This window comes from Phenylobacterium sp. NIBR 498073, assembly GCF_027286305.1.
Lineage (GTDB): Bacteria > Pseudomonadota > Alphaproteobacteria > Caulobacterales > Caulobacteraceae > Phenylobacterium.
This window is the reverse complement of the sequence record NZ_CP114599.1, coordinates 2,916,150-2,930,477: the sequence shown is the minus strand read 5'-3', so window position 1 is coordinate 2,930,477 and position 14,328 is coordinate 2,916,150. Positions and strand designations below refer to the sequence as shown.

The 14,328-nt window shown below is 64.8% G+C and carries 12 protein-coding genes and 1 pseudogene; 11 read left to right on the top strand and 2 right to left on the bottom strand.

The window, feature by feature from the left end; genetic code table 11:
• The first annotated feature begins 67 nt into the window (after positions 1-67).
• Positions 68-4,261 (top strand): DNA-directed RNA polymerase subunit beta', encoded by a 4,194-nt coding sequence (rpoC, locus tag O4N75_RS14630; RefSeq protein WP_269626221.1) that lies wholly within the window; start codon positions 68-70, stop codon positions 4,259-4,261.
• Between the two features lie 124 nt (positions 4,262-4,385).
• Positions 4,386-4,721 (top strand): zf-TFIIB domain-containing protein, encoded by a 336-nt coding sequence (locus O4N75_RS14625; protein WP_269626220.1) that lies wholly within the window; start codon positions 4,386-4,388, stop codon positions 4,719-4,721.
• A gap of 119 nt (positions 4,722-4,840) precedes the next feature.
• Here the strand turns inward: O4N75_RS14625 and O4N75_RS14620 are convergent, their stop codons facing one another.
• A complete protein-coding gene (locus O4N75_RS14620; RefSeq protein WP_269626219.1) occupies positions 4,841-5,479 on the bottom strand; it encodes a hypothetical protein in 639 nt (212 codons plus the stop codon).
• A gap of 334 nt (positions 5,480-5,813) precedes the next feature.
• Between O4N75_RS14620 and rpsL the strand changes: the two genes are divergently transcribed.
• The 5 genes from rpsL to O4N75_RS14595 all read left to right on the top strand — a co-directional run bounded on the left by rpsL (position 5,814) and on the right by O4N75_RS14595 (position 11,163).
• Complete coding sequence (gene rpsL / locus O4N75_RS14615) at positions 5,814-6,185, top strand: 30S ribosomal protein S12 (protein ID WP_056018026.1); 372 nt, start codon at positions 5,814-5,816, stop codon at positions 6,183-6,185.
• A 12-nt stretch (positions 6,186-6,197) separates the two neighbouring features.
• Positions 6,198-6,671, top strand: a complete 474-nt coding sequence (rpsG, locus tag O4N75_RS14610; RefSeq protein ID WP_056018024.1) for a 30S ribosomal protein S7 — start codon at positions 6,198-6,200, stop codon at positions 6,669-6,671.
• 102 nt (positions 6,672-6,773) lie between these two features.
• On the top strand, positions 6,774-8,852 hold the full coding sequence (gene fusA, locus O4N75_RS14605; protein ID WP_269626217.1) for an elongation factor G: 2,079 nt from the start codon (positions 6,774-6,776) through the stop codon (positions 8,850-8,852).
• Positions 8,853-8,963: 111 nt separating this feature from the next.
• Positions 8,964-10,154, top strand: coding sequence for an elongation factor Tu (gene tuf, locus O4N75_RS14600; protein WP_269626216.1), 1,191 nt, complete (start codon positions 8,964-8,966; stop codon positions 10,152-10,154).
• 181 nt (positions 10,155-10,335) lie between these two features.
• Positions 10,336-11,163: a DUF2807 domain-containing protein gene (locus O4N75_RS14595; protein ID WP_269626215.1), complete on the top strand. Its 828-nt coding sequence runs from the start codon at positions 10,336-10,338 to the stop codon at positions 11,161-11,163.
• A gap of 9 nt (positions 11,164-11,172) precedes the next feature.
• On the opposite strand, the pseudogene O4N75_RS14590 reads toward O4N75_RS14595, so the two are convergent.
• A pseudogene (locus O4N75_RS14590) lies at positions 11,173-11,930 on the bottom strand (IS5 family transposase).
• A 378-nt stretch (positions 11,931-12,308) separates the two neighbouring features.
• Between O4N75_RS14590 and rpsJ the strand changes: the two are divergent.
• Genes rpsJ through O4N75_RS14570 form a run of 4 tightly spaced genes read left to right on the top strand, consistent with a single transcriptional unit; the run spans position 12,309 to position 14,327 of the window.
• Positions 12,309-12,617, top strand: a complete 309-nt coding sequence (rpsJ, locus tag O4N75_RS14585) for a 30S ribosomal protein S10 (protein WP_056018070.1) — start codon at positions 12,309-12,311, stop codon at positions 12,615-12,617.
• Between the two features lie 14 nt (positions 12,618-12,631).
• Positions 12,632-13,390 (top strand): 50S ribosomal protein L3, encoded by a 759-nt coding sequence (gene rplC / locus O4N75_RS14580; protein WP_267231787.1) that lies wholly within the window; start codon positions 12,632-12,634, stop codon positions 13,388-13,390.
• Positions 13,390-14,028 carry a 50S ribosomal protein L4 gene (gene rplD, locus O4N75_RS14575; RefSeq protein ID WP_267231788.1) on the top strand — a complete coding sequence of 213 codons (639 nt, stop codon included), beginning with the start codon at positions 13,390-13,392 and terminating at the stop codon, positions 14,026-14,028. The genes rplC and rplD overlap by 1 nt, the downstream gene beginning before the upstream one ends.
• Entirely contained in the window at positions 14,028-14,327 is a 300-nt protein-coding gene (locus O4N75_RS14570) for a 50S ribosomal protein L23 (RefSeq protein ID WP_056018075.1), read from the top strand. Before rplD ends, O4N75_RS14570 begins: the two co-directional genes overlap by 1 nt.
• Position 14,328: the final 1 nt, after the last annotated feature.

Sequence of the window (14,328 nt, the reverse complement as noted above, 5' to 3'; positions counted from 1 at the left end):
TGTGCGAGGGGAGGGGCCGTCAGCTTCTCCCCATCGCCTCTGGAAATACTGACGAACTGGAAAATCGATGAACCAGGAAGTCCTGAATATCTTCAACCCGGTCCAGGCCGCTCCGACCTTCGACCGCATCCGTATCGCCCTGGCCTCGCCGGAAAAGATCCGCTCGTGGTCGTTCGGCGAGATCAAGAAGCCCGAGACCATCAACTACCGGACCTTCAAGCCGGAACGCGATGGCTTGTTCTGCGCCCGTATCTTTGGCCCGACCAAGGACTACGAATGCCTGTGCGGCAAGTACAAGCGCATGAAGTACAAGGGCATTATCTGTGAAAAGTGCGGCGTCGAGGTCACCCTCGCGCGCGTCCGCCGCGAGCGGATGGGCCACATCGAGCTGGCCTCGCCGGTCGCCCACATCTGGTTCCTGAAGTCGCTGCCGAGCCGCATCTCGATGATGCTCGACATGGCGCTGAAGGACATCGAGCGCGTCCTGTACTTCGAATACTACATCGTCACCGAGCCGGGCCTGACCCCGCTGAAGCAGCACCAGTTGCTGTCGGAAGACGACTACATGCGCGCCCAGGACGAGTACGGCGACGACAGCTTCACCGCCGAGATCGGCGCCGAGGCGGTCCAGGGACTGCTGCGGGCCATCGACCTGCCGAAGGAAGCCGACCGCCTGCGTGAGGAACTCCTCACGATCACCTCGGAAATGAAGCTCAAGAAGACGTCCAAGCGTCTGAAGCTGATCGAGAGCTTCATCGAGAGCGGCAACAAGGCCGAGTGGATGATCCTGTCGGTCGTGCCGGTGATCCCGCCGGAACTGCGTCCGCTGGTGCCGCTGGACGGCGGCCGCTTTGCGACCTCCGACCTGAACGACCTCTATCGCCGGGTCATCAACCGGAACAACCGCCTGAAGCGCCTCATCGAGCTGCGCGCCCCGGACATCATCATCCGCAACGAAAAGCGGATGCTGCAGGAAGCCGTGGACGCCCTGTTCGACAACGGCCGTCGCGGCCGCGTGATTACGGGCGCCAACAAGCGTCCGCTGAAGTCGCTGGCCGACATGCTGAAGGGCAAGCAGGGCCGCTTCCGCCAGAACCTGCTCGGCAAGCGCGTCGACTATTCGGGCCGTTCGGTCATCGTCGTCGGTCCGGAGCTGAAGCTGCACGAGTGCGGCCTGCCGAAGAAGATGGCGCTCGAGCTGTTCAAGCCGTTCATCTATGCGCGGTTGGACGCCAAGGGCCTGTCGGGCACCGTCAAGCAGTCCAAGCGCATGGTCGAGCGCGAGCAGCCGGCGGTCTGGGACATCCTGGACGAGGTGATCCGCGAGCACCCGGTTCTGCTGAACCGCGCGCCGACGCTTCACCGCCTGGGCATCCAGGCGTTCGAGCCGAAGCTGATCGAGGGCAAGGCCATCCAGCTGCACCCGCTGGTCTGCGCCGCGTTCAACGCCGACTTCGACGGCGACCAGATGGCCGTGCACGTCCCGCTGAGCCTCGAGGCCCAGCTGGAAGCGCGCGTCCTGATGATGTCGACCAACAACATCCTGTCGCCCGCCAACGGCCGCCCGATCATCGTGCCGTCGCAGGACATCGTGCTCGGCCTCTACTACCTGTCGCTGGCCAAGGATAACGAGCCGGGCGAGGGCAAGCTGTTCGCCGACCTGGGCGAGATCGACGCGGCCCTCGACGCCAAGGTCGTGACGCTGCACACCAAGATCAAAGCCCGTCACTCGGAAATGAACGCTGAGGGCGAGCTGGTCCGCAAGGTGATCGATACGACGCCTGGTCGTATGAAGATTTCGGCGCTGTTCCCGCACCACCCGGCGGTCGGCCATCGTCTTCTTGAGAAGAACCTGACCAAGAAGGAAATCGGCAATCTGATCGATACCGTCTACCGCCACTGCGGTCAGAAGGCGACGGTCATCTTCGCCGACCAGATCATGGCGCTGGGCTTCAAGGAAGCGGCCAAGGCCGGCATCTCCTTCGGCAAGGATGACATCATCATCCCCGAGCGGAAGGCGCCGATCGTCGAGCAGACCCGCAAGCTGGTCGAAGAGTACGAGCAGCAATACGCCGACGGCCTGATCACCAAGGGCGAGAAGTACAACAAGGTCGTTGACGCGTGGGCCAAGGCCACCGACCGCGTCGCCGACGAGATGATGTTGGAAATCTCGACCGCCGAGAAGGACGAGAATGGCCGCGAAAAGGAGATCAACTCGATCTTCATGATGGCCAACTCCGGCGCCCGCGGTTCGCAGGCCCAGATGAAGCAGCTCGGCGGGATGCGCGGCCTGATGGCCAAGCCGTCCGGCGAGATCATCGAGACGCCGATCATCTCGAACTTCAAGGAAGGCCTGTCCGTTCAGGAGTACTTCAACTCCACCCACGGCGCCCGTAAGGGTCTGGCCGACACCGCGCTGAAGACCGCCAACTCGGGCTATCTGACGCGTCGTCTGGTCGACGTTGCGCAGGACTGCATCATCAACGAGGAAGACTGCGGCACGACCCGGGGCATCACCCTGCGCGCCGTCGTCGAGGGCGGCGACGTCCTGGTCTCGCTGGGCACCCGCATCCTGGGCCGCTTCGCGGCCGAGGACGTCAAGGACCCGGGCACCGGTGAAGTGATCGTGCCGGCCGACAGCTATTTCGACGAGAACATGTGCGAGGTCGTCGAGGCGGCCGGCGTGCAGTCGATCAAGGTGCGCTCGGTCCTGACCTGCGAAGCCAAGGTCGGCGTCTGCGGCGCCTGCTACGGCCGCGACCTGGCCCGCGGGACCCCGGTCAACATCGGTGAAGCGGTCGGCGTTATCGCCGCCCAGTCCATCGGCGAGCCGGGCACCCAGCTGACCATGCGGACCTTCCACATCGGCGGCACGGCCCAGGTGGCCGAGCAGTCGTTCTTCGAAACCGGCAACGAAGGTGTGGCGCGGATCGTGGGCGGCATGACCGTCCAGGCTCCGGACGGCGACTTCGTGGTTCTGAGCCGCAACCTGCAGATCATCGTCCAGGTCGACGGCAAGGACCGCGAGTCCTACAAGCCGCCGTACGGCACGCGCCTGAAGGTCAAGGACGGCGACAAGGTCAAGCGCGGCCAGCGCCTGGCCGAATGGGACCCCTACTCGAACCCGATCATCTCGGAAGTGGGCGGTCGCGTCCGTTTCGAGGACCTGGTCGAGAACGTCTCGGTCCGCGAAGAAGCCGACGAAGCCACCGGCATCTCGAACCGCGTGGTCATCGACTGGCGCGCCTCGACCAAGGGCGGCGACCTGCGTCCGGCCATGGCCGTGCTCGACGCCGATGGTTCCTACAAGCGCATCTCCAACGGCGGCGAGGCCCGTTACCTCCTGCCCGTCGGCGCCATCCTCTCGGTTGGCGACGGCGACGAGATCAAGCCGGGTGAAGTCCTGGCCCGCGTCTCGACGGAAAGCGCCAAGACCCGCGACATCACCGGCGGTCTGCCGCGCGTCGCCGAGCTCTTCGAAGCCCGCCGTCCGAAGGACTGCGCGGTCATCGCCGAGATGGACGGCCGCGTCGAATTCGGTCGGGACTACAAGAACAAGCGCCGGATCAAGATCACCCCCGAGGATGGTGGCGAGCCGGTCGAGTTCTTGATCCCGAAGGGCAAGCACATCGCGGTCCATGATGGCGACATCATCCGCAAGGGCGAGTACCTGATCGACGGCAACCCCGATCCGCACGACATCCTGCGCATCCTGGGCATCGAGGCCCTGGCCGAGTTCCTCGTGGACGAAATCCAGGACGTCTATCGACTGCAGGGCGTGCCGATCAACGACAAGCACATCGAGACGATCGTTCGTCAGATGCTGCAGAAGGCGGAGATCCTCGAGCCTGGCGACACCGGCCTGCTGAAGGGCGACCACCTCGATCTCACCGAGATCAACGAGGAGAACGCCAAGGCCGAAGCCCGCGGCGGTCGTCCGGCGCTTACCCAGCCGGTCCTGCTCGGCATCACCAAGGCGTCGCTGCAGACCCGCAGCTTCATCTCGGCGGCGTCGTTCCAGGAAACCACCCGCGTCCTCACCGAGGCGTCCGTCCAGGGTAAGAGCGACACCCTGGAAGGCCTGAAGGAGAACGTGATCGTGGGCCGCCTGATCCCGGCCGGCACCGGTTCGTACCTGCGCAACCTGCAGCGCATCGCCACCAAGCGCGACGAGGCCCTGGCGGCCAGCCGCGAAGAGGCGATGGAGCCGCTGCCGGAGGTCATCGCCGTCGATGCGGAGGCCGAGAAGGTCGAGAACTAAGGCGGCTCTTTCAGTCTGTGAGCCGTAGAGAACGGCCTGGGAGCGATTCCGGGCCGTTTTTCGTGGCCGGACCGTCGCGGCGGAGGTCGCGGCTACCTAAGTGTGGCCCTCAAGGAGGACCTCAATGCCGCTTTTGCTCTGCCCCAACTGCAACGTCTCGATGCAGAACGTCGCCCGGTCGGGCGTCGAACTCGACATGTGCCCAAGCTGCCGAGGGGTCTGGCTGGACCGGGGCGAGCTGGAGAAGATCCTCGGCGCCGGCCGCGAGACCCAGCAGGGCGACGTCCAGGCCCGCGAGCGGTTCGATCGAGAACTGGACAGTTTCCACCGCGATCCTGATGCATGGAAGCGCAGCCATCCGTACGACAGCGACCGCAAGCGCTATCGCTACGACGAGGACGACTACTACCGGCACAAGAAGAAAAAGAAGGGCTTCGACATCTTCGATATCTTCGACTGACCGGCTAGAGCCCTTCCCACTCACGATGGATCATCGTGAGTGGGTAAGAAGGGCTCCAAATTCAAAGAAACGACCCTGTTCATCCTGGTTGGCTTGATTCAAGCCAATCGGGACAGGGGCTAGCGGCGGGGCGTCCAGACCTCAGGGAAGGGATTCGGCGCCTCGGACGGCCGCGGTTCGTGGCTGAGGCCCGGCGGCACGTTGCCGCGCTTGTAACGCTGGTAGGCCTCCTTCTTGGCCGCCGCCTCGTCGAACGCCTGGCGCTTGCGCGGGTCCATCGGCGGCTGGAAGAACGGCGCGTCCTTGGCTCCGGCTCCGAGCCGCTCCTCGCACGCCTCGCGTTCCTCGGGGCTTAGCAGCGCCGGATTGGCGCAGCCGGCCGCGCCCCGGCGCAGCGCCTGCCGCAGGTCGGCGCGCGGGGCAGGGGCTCCCGGCGCGGCGGGCTCCAACGTCCAGGGCCCGCGCGCCGCCGGCGGCGCGCGCGGTGTCACCAGGGGCGCGACCGGGGAGGTCTCGTCCGGTCGCAGCGTTCGGCGCGGCCGGATCGGGCGTTCGACCAGCGGGGGGAGCCGCTCAGCCTCGGGCGCTCGGGGCGTGGACAGAACGTAGTAAGGAACGACCTGCACCTCCATCACGGGCGGTGCAGGGGCGAGGTTCAACCTGGGTTCGCGCAGACCGAGCACGGCCAGGACGCCGGCGTGCGCAAGCAGCGAGACGCCTAGCAACGCGTACAGCCTGGATCGGCGCGCGGCGGCCATCGGCTCTCCTCGGTTGCAAACGCCACCATTCGGGCCGCCCGCCGCGGCGAATTCGTGACGCAACGTCTGTGGAAGAGCGCGAAAAGCCCTTTCGTTCACAAGCGTTGACGACTGCGGGCATCGCGAGTATGAACCGCGCTCCTTTCGAGGCCGGGGATTCCCTCAGGCCCCGATGAACGGCTGGCCGGAAGCGGTCGGCTAGGCCCGCCGGAACGCAGGAGATCGCGCGCCGGCGAGTTTTTGCGTTCACCGGGCGGTTTCGAAACCAGAAACGACTAGAACCCCTATCGAGGCGCTACGGCCAAACGGCACACGCCTCCAGAGCAGAGATTAGATGCCTACAGTCAACCAGCTCATCCGCAAGCCTCGGCAGGACAAGCCGTCGCGCAACAAGGTGCCGGCCCTGAAGGGCTGCCCGCAACGCCGCGGCGTTTGCACCCGCGTCTATACGACGACCCCGAAGAAGCCGAACTCCGCGCTTCGTAAGGTCGCCAAGGTGCGTCTGACCACCGGCATCGAAGCGGTGTGCTACATCCCCGGCGAAGGTCATAACCTGCAGGAGCACTCCGTTGTGCTTATCCGCGGCGGCCGGGTGAAGGACCTTCCGGGTGTCCGCTACCACATCCTGCGCGGCGTGCTCGACACCCAAGGGGTCAAGGACCGCAAGCAGCGTCGTTCGCTCTACGGCGCCAAGCGTCCGAAGTAAGGAATAAGAAGAATGTCCCGTCGTCGTCGCGCCGATAAACGTGAAGTCCTGCCGGATCCCAAGTTCGGAGACCTCACCGTCACGAAGTTCATGAACTACGTGATGTACGAAGGCAAAAAAGCCGTCGCTGAGAACATCCTCTACGGCGCCTTTGATATCCTGGAAGCCAAGCGCAAGGACCAGACCCCGCTGGAAACGTTCCACGCGGCCCTGGAAAACGTCGCTCCCGGTATCGAAGTCCGTTCGCGCCGCGTCGGCGGCGCCACCTACCAGGTGCCGGTCGAAGTGCGTCCGGACCGCCGCAAGGCGCTGGCCATCCGCTGGCTGGTGACTGCCGCCCGCAAGCGCGGTGAAAACACCATGACCGAAAAGCTGGCCGGCGAACTGCTGGACGCTTCTTCGAACCGTGGCACGGCCGTCAAGAAGCGTGAAGACACGCACAAGATGGCCGAGGCGAACCGCGCCTTCTCGCACTACCGCTGGTAAGACCCGGCATCCATCGCTTTCCGGCGCGGGCGGTTTGAGTTAAACCGCCCGCGCCGTTCGTTCAGCTACTCCAGAACGCCCATCTCCAGCAGAGCTTCCGCTATGCCCCGCACGCACAAAATCGAAGACTACCGCAACTTCGGCATCATGGCGCACATCGACGCCGGTAAGACGACGACGACCGAGCGGATTCTGTTCTACACCGGCAAGAACCACAAAATGGGTGAGACGCACGACGGCGCCTCGACCATGGACTGGATGGACCAGGAGCAGGAACGCGGCATCACGATCACGTCCGCCGCGACGACGGCCTTCTGGAAGGGCAAGCGTCTCAACATCATCGACACCCCCGGCCACGTCGACTTCACGATCGAAGTCGAGCGTTCGCTGCGCGTGCTCGACGGCGCGGTGACGGTGCTGGACGGGAACGCCGGCGTCGAACCGCAGACCGAAACCGTCTGGCGTCAGGCCGACAAGTACAACGTTCCGCGGATCGTGTTCGTCAACAAGATGGACAAGATCGGCGCTGACTTCGAGAAGTCCGTCGAGTCCATCCGCGACCGCCTGGGCGCGAAGGCCGTGCCGATCCAGCTGCCGATCGGTTCGGAATCGAACCTGAAGGGCGTGATCGACCTGGTCACCATGAAGGCCCTGGTCTGGGAAACCGACACGGTCGGCGCCGCCGCCGACGAGCGCGAAATTCCGGCCGACCTGGCCGACGCCGCTGCGGCCGCCCGCCAGTACCTGATCGAAAACGCCGTCGAACTCGATGACGACGCGATGGAAGCCTATCTGGGCGGCGAAGAGCCGTCGGAAGAAACCATCAAGAAGTGCCTCCGCAAGGCCGTTCTGACCGGCGCGTTCTACCCGATCCTCTGCGGTTCGGCGTTCAAGAACAAGGGCGTGCAGCCGCTGCTCGACGCCGTCGTCGACTACCTGCCGTCGCCGCTGGACATCCCGCCGACCCCGGGCATCGACTTCCGCACGGAAGAGCCGGTCGTCCGCAAGGCCTCGGACGACGAGCCGCTGTCGGTTCTGGCGTTCAAGATCATGGACGACCCCTTCGTCGGCTCGCTGACTTTCTGCCGCATCTATTCGGGCAAGCTCGAAACCGGCATGAGCCTGATGAACTCGACGCGTGACAAGAAAGAGCGCGTCGGCCGCATGCTGCAGATGCACTCGAACAACCGCGAGGACATCAAGGAAGCCTTCGCCGGCGACATCGTCGCCCTGGCTGGCCTGAAGGAAACCCGCACCGGGGACACCCTCTGCGATCCGACCAAGTCGCCGGTGATCCTGGAGCGGATGGAGTTCCCGGCCCCGGTTATCGAAATCGCCGTCGAGCCGAAGTCGAAGGCCGACCAGGAAAAGCTGGGCGTCGCCCTGGCCAAGCTGGCCGCCGAAGATCCGTCTTTCACCGTTTCGACCGACTTCGAGTCCGGCCAGACGATCCTGAAGGGCATGGGTGAACTGCACCTGGACATCAAGATCGACATCCTGAAGCGCACCTACAAGGTCGAGGCCAACATCGGCGCGCCGCAGGTGGCCTATCGCGAAAGCCTGGGTAAGAAGGCCGAGATCGACTACACCCACAAGAAGCAGACCGGCGGTACGGGCCAGTTCGCCCGCGTCATGATCACCTTCGAGCCGGGCGAGCCGGGTTCGGGCTTCGTGTTCGAAAGCGCGATCGTCGGCGGCGCGGTGCCGAAGGAATATATTCCGGGCGTCGAGAAGGGCCTGGAATCGGTCAAGGACAACGGCCTGCTGGCCGGCTTCCCGCTGATCGACTTCAAGGCGACCCTGACCGACGGCAAGTACCACGACGTCGACTCCAGCGTGCTGGCCTTCGAAATCGCCGCCCGCGCGGCGTTCAAGGAACTGCGCGAAAAGGGCGCCCCGAAGCTGCTCGAACCGATCATGGCCGTCGAGGTCGTGACCCCGGAAGAGTACCTGGGTTCGGTCATCGGCGACCTGAACGGCCGCCGCGGCATGATCCAGGGCCAGGACACTCGCGGCAACGCGATCGTCGTGAACGCGTTCGTCCCGCTGGCGAACATGTTCGGCTACGTGAACACCCTCCGGGGCATGTCGCAGGGCCGCGCTCAGTTCACCATGCAGTACGACCACTACGACCCGGTGCCGCAACACGTCGCCGACGAAGTGATCAAGAAGTACGCGTAACGTTCTTCCTCGGAAGAACGTTCGAAGAAGAGTTTGGACGATCTCCTCGGAGGTCGTCCGGGCCCCCAACCCTAGTTTAGAGGACAAGCCCAAACAGGGCTGGAGCTTGAAATGGCTAAAGAAAAGTTCGAACGCAATAAGCCGCACTGCAACATCGGCACGATTGGTCACGTTGACCATGGCAAGACGACGCTGACGGCTGCGATCACCCTGACGCTGGCGAAGAGCGGCGGCGCGAAGGCGATGAACTACGCCGACATCGACGCTGCGCCGGAAGAGAAGGCGCGCGGCATCACCATCAACACCGCGCACGTGGAATACGAGACGGAAAACCGTCACTACGCGCACGTGGACTGCCCCGGCCACGCCGACTACGTGAAGAACATGATCACGGGCGCGGCGCAGATGGACGGCGCGATCCTGGTGGTGTCGGCCGCTGACGGCCCGATGCCGCAGACGCGCGAGCACATCCTGCTGGCCCGTCAGGTCGGCGTGCCGGCGCTGGTGGTGTTCATGAACAAGGTCGACATGGTCGACGACGCCGAACTGCTGGACCTGGTCGAGATGGAAGTGCGCGAGCTGCTTTCGTCGTACCAGTTCCCGGGCGACGACATTCCGATCGTCAAGGGCTCGGCCCTGGCGGCGGTTGAAGACCGCGACCCGGCGATTGGCGCGGACCGCATCCTTGAGCTGATGACCCAGGTCGACGCCTACATCCCGCAGCCGGAGCGTCCGGTGGACCTGCCGTTCCTGATGCCGGTGGAAGACGTGTTCTCGATCTCGGGCCGCGGCACCGTGGTGACCGGCCGGATCGAAAAGGGCATCGTGAAGGTCGGCGAGGAAGTCGAGATCGTCGGCATCCGTCCGGTTCAGAAGACGACCTGCACGGGCGTCGAAATGTTCCGCAAGCTGCTGGACCAAGGTCAAGCCGGCGACAACGTGGGCGTGCTGCTGCGCGGCACCAAGCGTGAAGACGTCGAGCGCGGTCAGGTTCTCTGCAAGCCGGGTTCGATCACCCCGCACACGAAGTTCGTGGCCGAGGCCTACATCCTGACCAAGGAAGAAGGCGGCCGTCACACTCCGTTCTTCACCAACTACCGCCCGCAGTTCTACTTCCGCACGACCGACGTGACCGGCATCATCCGCCTGAAGGAAGGCGTTGAGATGATCATGCCGGGCGACAACGCCGAGCTGGACGTCGAGCTGATCACCCCGATCGCCATGGACCAGGGCCTGCGCTTCGCCATTCGCGAAGGCGGCCGGACCGTCGGCGCCGGCGTCGTGGCCAAGATCGTCGAGTAAGCGATCTAAGCCACGGTCGACAGACCTAGAGATCAGGCCGCCGAGGGAAACCTCGGCGGCCTTTTCTTTGACCGGATGGCGGGCGCATGACGGCGAAGTCATGACCCGGAATTAAGCTGACCGGTGCGGCGCCCGGGCCTACCGTTCGCACCAAGGTTGTTCAGCTAGACGGAGGAAAGACATGCGTCTTCCGATGATCATTCTCGGGCTCGGGGCGGGGGTGGCGGCGAGCGCGGCGCACGCGCAGTCTGTCGAGATCAAGGACGCCGTCGTTCGGGTCACGGTGATTCCGGAAGCGCGCAGCGACATCAAGGTCGAGTTCCTGTCGAGCCACCCTCAGCTGCCGCTGCAGGTCCGGACCGCCGGCGGCAAGGTCGTCATCGACGGGGGCCTCAATCGCAAGATCCGCAGCTGCGAAGGCGAGGCGGGCCGCGCGTCGGTCAACGTCGCCGGGCTCGGGACGATCGCCTATGCGAATATGCCGCAGGTGGTGATCCGCGCCCCCCGCGACGTGAATCTGGATAGCGGCGGAGCGGTGTTCGGGACGGTCGGCAAGTCGGCGAGCCTCCAGCTGTCCAATGCCGGGTGCGGAGACTGGACAGTCGCCAACGTCGCCGGCGAGCTCAAGCTCAACCAGGCCGGATCGGGCGACACCTATGTCGGCAGCGTCGGGCGCGCCCACCTGCGCGTCGCCGGCTCCGGCGATATCAGAACCCAAGCGGTCAAGGGACCGATGGACGTGAACCTGGCCGGCTCAGGCGATGTCTGGACCGCCTCGCTCGAGGGACCGCTGGACGTGAAGATCGCCGGTTCCGGCGACGTGAAAATCGCCGGCGGCCGGGTCGGGGCGATGACCGTATCGGTAGCCGGCGCTGGCGGCGTGACGGTCGATGGCCCCGCGGACTCGCTTAAGGCGCGGATCGCCGGGTCCGGCGACGTCAAGGTGAAGGCGGTCAAGGGCGCGGTGTCCAAGGCGGTCGTCGGATCCGGCGAGGTGGTGATCGGCTAGGGTCCGGACTCAATTGAGCCAGTATGCGTAGGTTGCGGCGAGCAGGACGGCCGAGAGGTAGTTCCTTGCGAGCTTGTCGTAGCGGGTAGCGATGCGTCGGAAGTCTTTTAGCCTGCACCACATGCGCTCGACGCGGTTTCGGTCCTTATAGGCGTTGGCGTCGTAGGGGATTGGAGTTCGGCGAGAGGTGGTGGAAGGGATCACCGCCTCGGCCCCGCGCTCGGCGAGCCGCCTGCGCAGATGGTCGGCGTCGTAGCCTTTGTCAGCCAGGAGCTTCTGGAAGGGGCCTGTGGCCTGGATCAGGGCGTGAGCCATGCTGATGTCGTTGATGTTTCCGGCGCTGAGCAGCAGCACCCTGGGCCGGCCGCGCTCGTCGACCAGGCCATGGATCTTGGTGGTGCGGCCCCCACGCGAGCGGCCTATGGCTTGGAGGAAGGCCCCCCTTTTGCGCCCGCCGCCGACCGGTGCGCCCTGACGTGGGTAGCGTCGATCGCCGCGCCATAGATGCCGGTGTGGCCCGTCAGCGCCTCAAACATCTGCAGCCAGAGCCCCTGGCGGCTCCAGCGGTTGAAACGGTTGTAGACGGTCGTGTAGGGCCCGAACTCCGGTGGGCAATCGCGCCAGCGAGCTCCGCTCTTCAGCATATGGACAATGCCCGAGATCACCCGGCGATCATCCACCCGATGGGCGCCCTTACGACCTCGCGGAAGCAACGGCTCGATCCGAGCCCATTCTTCGTCGCTAAGCCACTGAACCTGCTTCGCCATATCCAAGGCTCCTTCCGGAATCCTTGAATCAGCAACGCCAACGCCGCGCTAGACCCTATTGAGTACAGACCCTAGGGCAGGGCCCCGCCGTACCGGCAAGTCTTGACGCGGGCGAGTCACCCACGTATAGACGCGCCTCCTGTTGGACCGGCTGTGTGCTTCGAAGTGATTTGAAGCACAGACGCGGTTCGCAGAACGGCTCGAAAACCGGTGGAAATCGGAGCTTTCGGGCAGGGCCCTCGCGAACTGTTCGCGTGGGCTCACGTCGTTTTTGCGGACTTACGCGTACGAGCGTCTCTTGAGGCGTTCGGGTTGGTCTTTGAAATGGTCAAAGTCACGCGGACGGACCGCCGTCTGTAGGGGAAACTAAAGAGCGATATGGATCGTCAGAACATCCGCATCCGGCTCAAAGCCTTCGATCACCGCGTGCTGGACCATTCCACACGCGAGATCGTCAATACGGCTAAGCGCACCGGCGCGACCGTCCGGGGGCCTATCCCCCTGCCGACGCAAATCGAAAAATTCACCGTCAACCGCTCGCCGCACGTCGATAAGAAGTCGCGCGAGCAGTTCGAAATCCGCACGCACAAGCGCGTGCTCGATATCGTCGACCCCACCCCGCAGACCGTGGACGCGCTCATGAAGCTCGACCTGTCCGCCGGCGTGGACGTCGAGATCAAGCTTTAAGAGGGGATCGGTCGATGCGTACCGGCGTGATCGCCAAGAAACTGGGTATGGCTCGCTTCTTCGATGAAGGCGGCGTCCATGTTCCGGTGACCGTGCTCAGCCTCGACGGCTGCCAGGTCACGGGTCAGCGCACCCAGGACAAAGACGGCTATGTGGCTCTCCAGCTCGGTGCTGGCGCCAAGAAGGCCAAGAACACTTCGAAGGCCCTGCGCGGCCACTTCGCCAAGGCTCAGGTCGAGCCGAAGCGCGAAGTCGCGGAATTCCGCGTGACCGAAGAGAACCTGATCGAAGTCGGCGCGGAGTTCACCGCTGACCACTTCGTCGCCGGCCAAAAGGTCGACGTCACCGCCCTCACGGTCGGTAAGGGTTTCGCCGGCGCCATGAAGCGCTGGAACTTCGGCGGCATGCGCGCGACCCACGGCGTCTCGGTTTCGCACCGGGCCCATGGTTCGACCGGTAACCGCCAGGATCCGGGCAAGACCTTCAAGAACAAGAAGATGGCCGGCCATCTCGGCCAAGAGACCGTCACCACCCTCAACGTCACCGTCTGGAAGGTCGACGCCGAGCGTGGCCTGATCCTCGTGAAGGGCTCCGTGCCCGGCACCGAGGGCACCTACGTGAAGATCCGCGACGCGGTGAAGTCGGCTCGTCCGGCTGAAGCTCCGGTCCCGGGCGGCTTCCGTAAGGCTGGCCAGGCGGCTGCGGCTCCGGCCGCTGCTGAGACGCCTGCGGTGGAAGAGGCTCCGGCCGAAGCTGGGGGCGAAGAACAGTAATGAAACTCGACGTCATCAAACTCGACGGCGGGAAGGGCGGTTCGATCGAACTGTCCGACGCCGTCTTCGGCATCGACGAGATCCGTGGGGACATCCTGCAGCGCATGGTCACTTGGCAGCTCGCCAAGCGCCGCGCCGGCACCCACAAGATCCAGGTCCGCAACGAGGTCTCTCGTACGGGCAAGAAGATGTACAAGCAGAAGGGCACCGGCGGCGCCCGTCACGGTTCGCGCCGTGCGGCCCAGTTCGTCGGCGGCGCCAAGGCCCACGGGCCGGTCGTGCGCAGCCACGCCTTCGACCTGACCAAGAAGTTCCGCGCCCTGGCCCTGCGCCACGCGCTGTCCTCGAAGGTCAAGTCGGGCGCGCTGGTGGTCGTCGACAGCGTGGCGCTGACCGAGGTGAAGACCTCGGCTCTGCGCGCCAACTTCGACAAGATCGGCCTGAAGAACGCGCTGGTCATCGCCGGTGCTGAGGTCGACGCGAACTTCGCGATGGCCGCTCGCAACATCCCGAACGTGGATGTGCTGCCGAACGCCGGCCTGAACGTCTACGACGTGCTGCGTCGCAAGACCCTGGTCCTGACCAAGGACGCGGTTGAAGCGATCAACGCGCGCTTTGCTGAGAAGGAAGCTGCGTAATGGCCGACCCCGTCGCCCGCCACTACGACGCCATCCTGTCGCCGGTGATCACGGAAAAGGCCACGCTGCTCTCGGAGCAGAACAAGGTCGTCTTCCGCGTCGCCAACGATGCGACCAAGGATGAAATCGCCGCCGCTGTCGAAGCGCTGTTCAAGGTCAACGTCACCAAGGTCAACACCCTGGTGGTGAAGGGCAAGACCAAGCGTTTCCGCGGCCGTCCGGGCCGTCGCTCGGACGTCAAGAAAGCTGTCGTGACCCTGGCCGAAGGCCAGTCGATCGACATCACCACGGGGCTCTAGT

What these genes read in the sequence shown, in the direction of transcription:
- rpoC (WP_269626221.1), top strand. Translation starts at nt 68, where the DNA reads ATGAACCAGGAAGTCCTGAATATCTTCAACCCGGTCCAGGCCGCTCCG.
- O4N75_RS14625 (WP_269626220.1), top strand. Translation starts at nt 4,386, where the DNA reads ATGCCGCTTTTGCTCTGCCCCAACTGCAACGTCTCGATGCAGAACGTC.
- O4N75_RS14620 (WP_269626219.1), bottom strand. Translation starts at nt 5,479, where the DNA reads ATGGCCGCCGCGCGCCGATCCAGGCTGTACGCGTTGCTAGGCGTCTCG.
- rpsL (WP_056018026.1), top strand. Translation starts at nt 5,814, where the DNA reads ATGCCTACAGTCAACCAGCTCATCCGCAAGCCTCGGCAGGACAAGCCG.
- rpsG (WP_056018024.1), top strand. Translation starts at nt 6,198, where the DNA reads ATGTCCCGTCGTCGTCGCGCCGATAAACGTGAAGTCCTGCCGGATCCC.
- fusA (WP_269626217.1), top strand. Translation starts at nt 6,774, where the DNA reads ATGCCCCGCACGCACAAAATCGAAGACTACCGCAACTTCGGCATCATG.
- tuf (WP_269626216.1), top strand. Translation starts at nt 8,964, where the DNA reads ATGGCTAAAGAAAAGTTCGAACGCAATAAGCCGCACTGCAACATCGGC.
- O4N75_RS14595 (WP_269626215.1), top strand. Translation starts at nt 10,336, where the DNA reads ATGCGTCTTCCGATGATCATTCTCGGGCTCGGGGCGGGGGTGGCGGCG.
- rpsJ (WP_056018070.1), top strand. Translation starts at nt 12,309, where the DNA reads ATGGATCGTCAGAACATCCGCATCCGGCTCAAAGCCTTCGATCACCGC.
- rplC (WP_267231787.1), top strand. Translation starts at nt 12,632, where the DNA reads ATGCGTACCGGCGTGATCGCCAAGAAACTGGGTATGGCTCGCTTCTTC.
- rplD (WP_267231788.1), top strand. Translation starts at nt 13,390, where the DNA reads ATGAAACTCGACGTCATCAAACTCGACGGCGGGAAGGGCGGTTCGATC.
- O4N75_RS14570 (WP_056018075.1), top strand. Translation starts at nt 14,028, where the DNA reads ATGGCCGACCCCGTCGCCCGCCACTACGACGCCATCCTGTCGCCGGTG.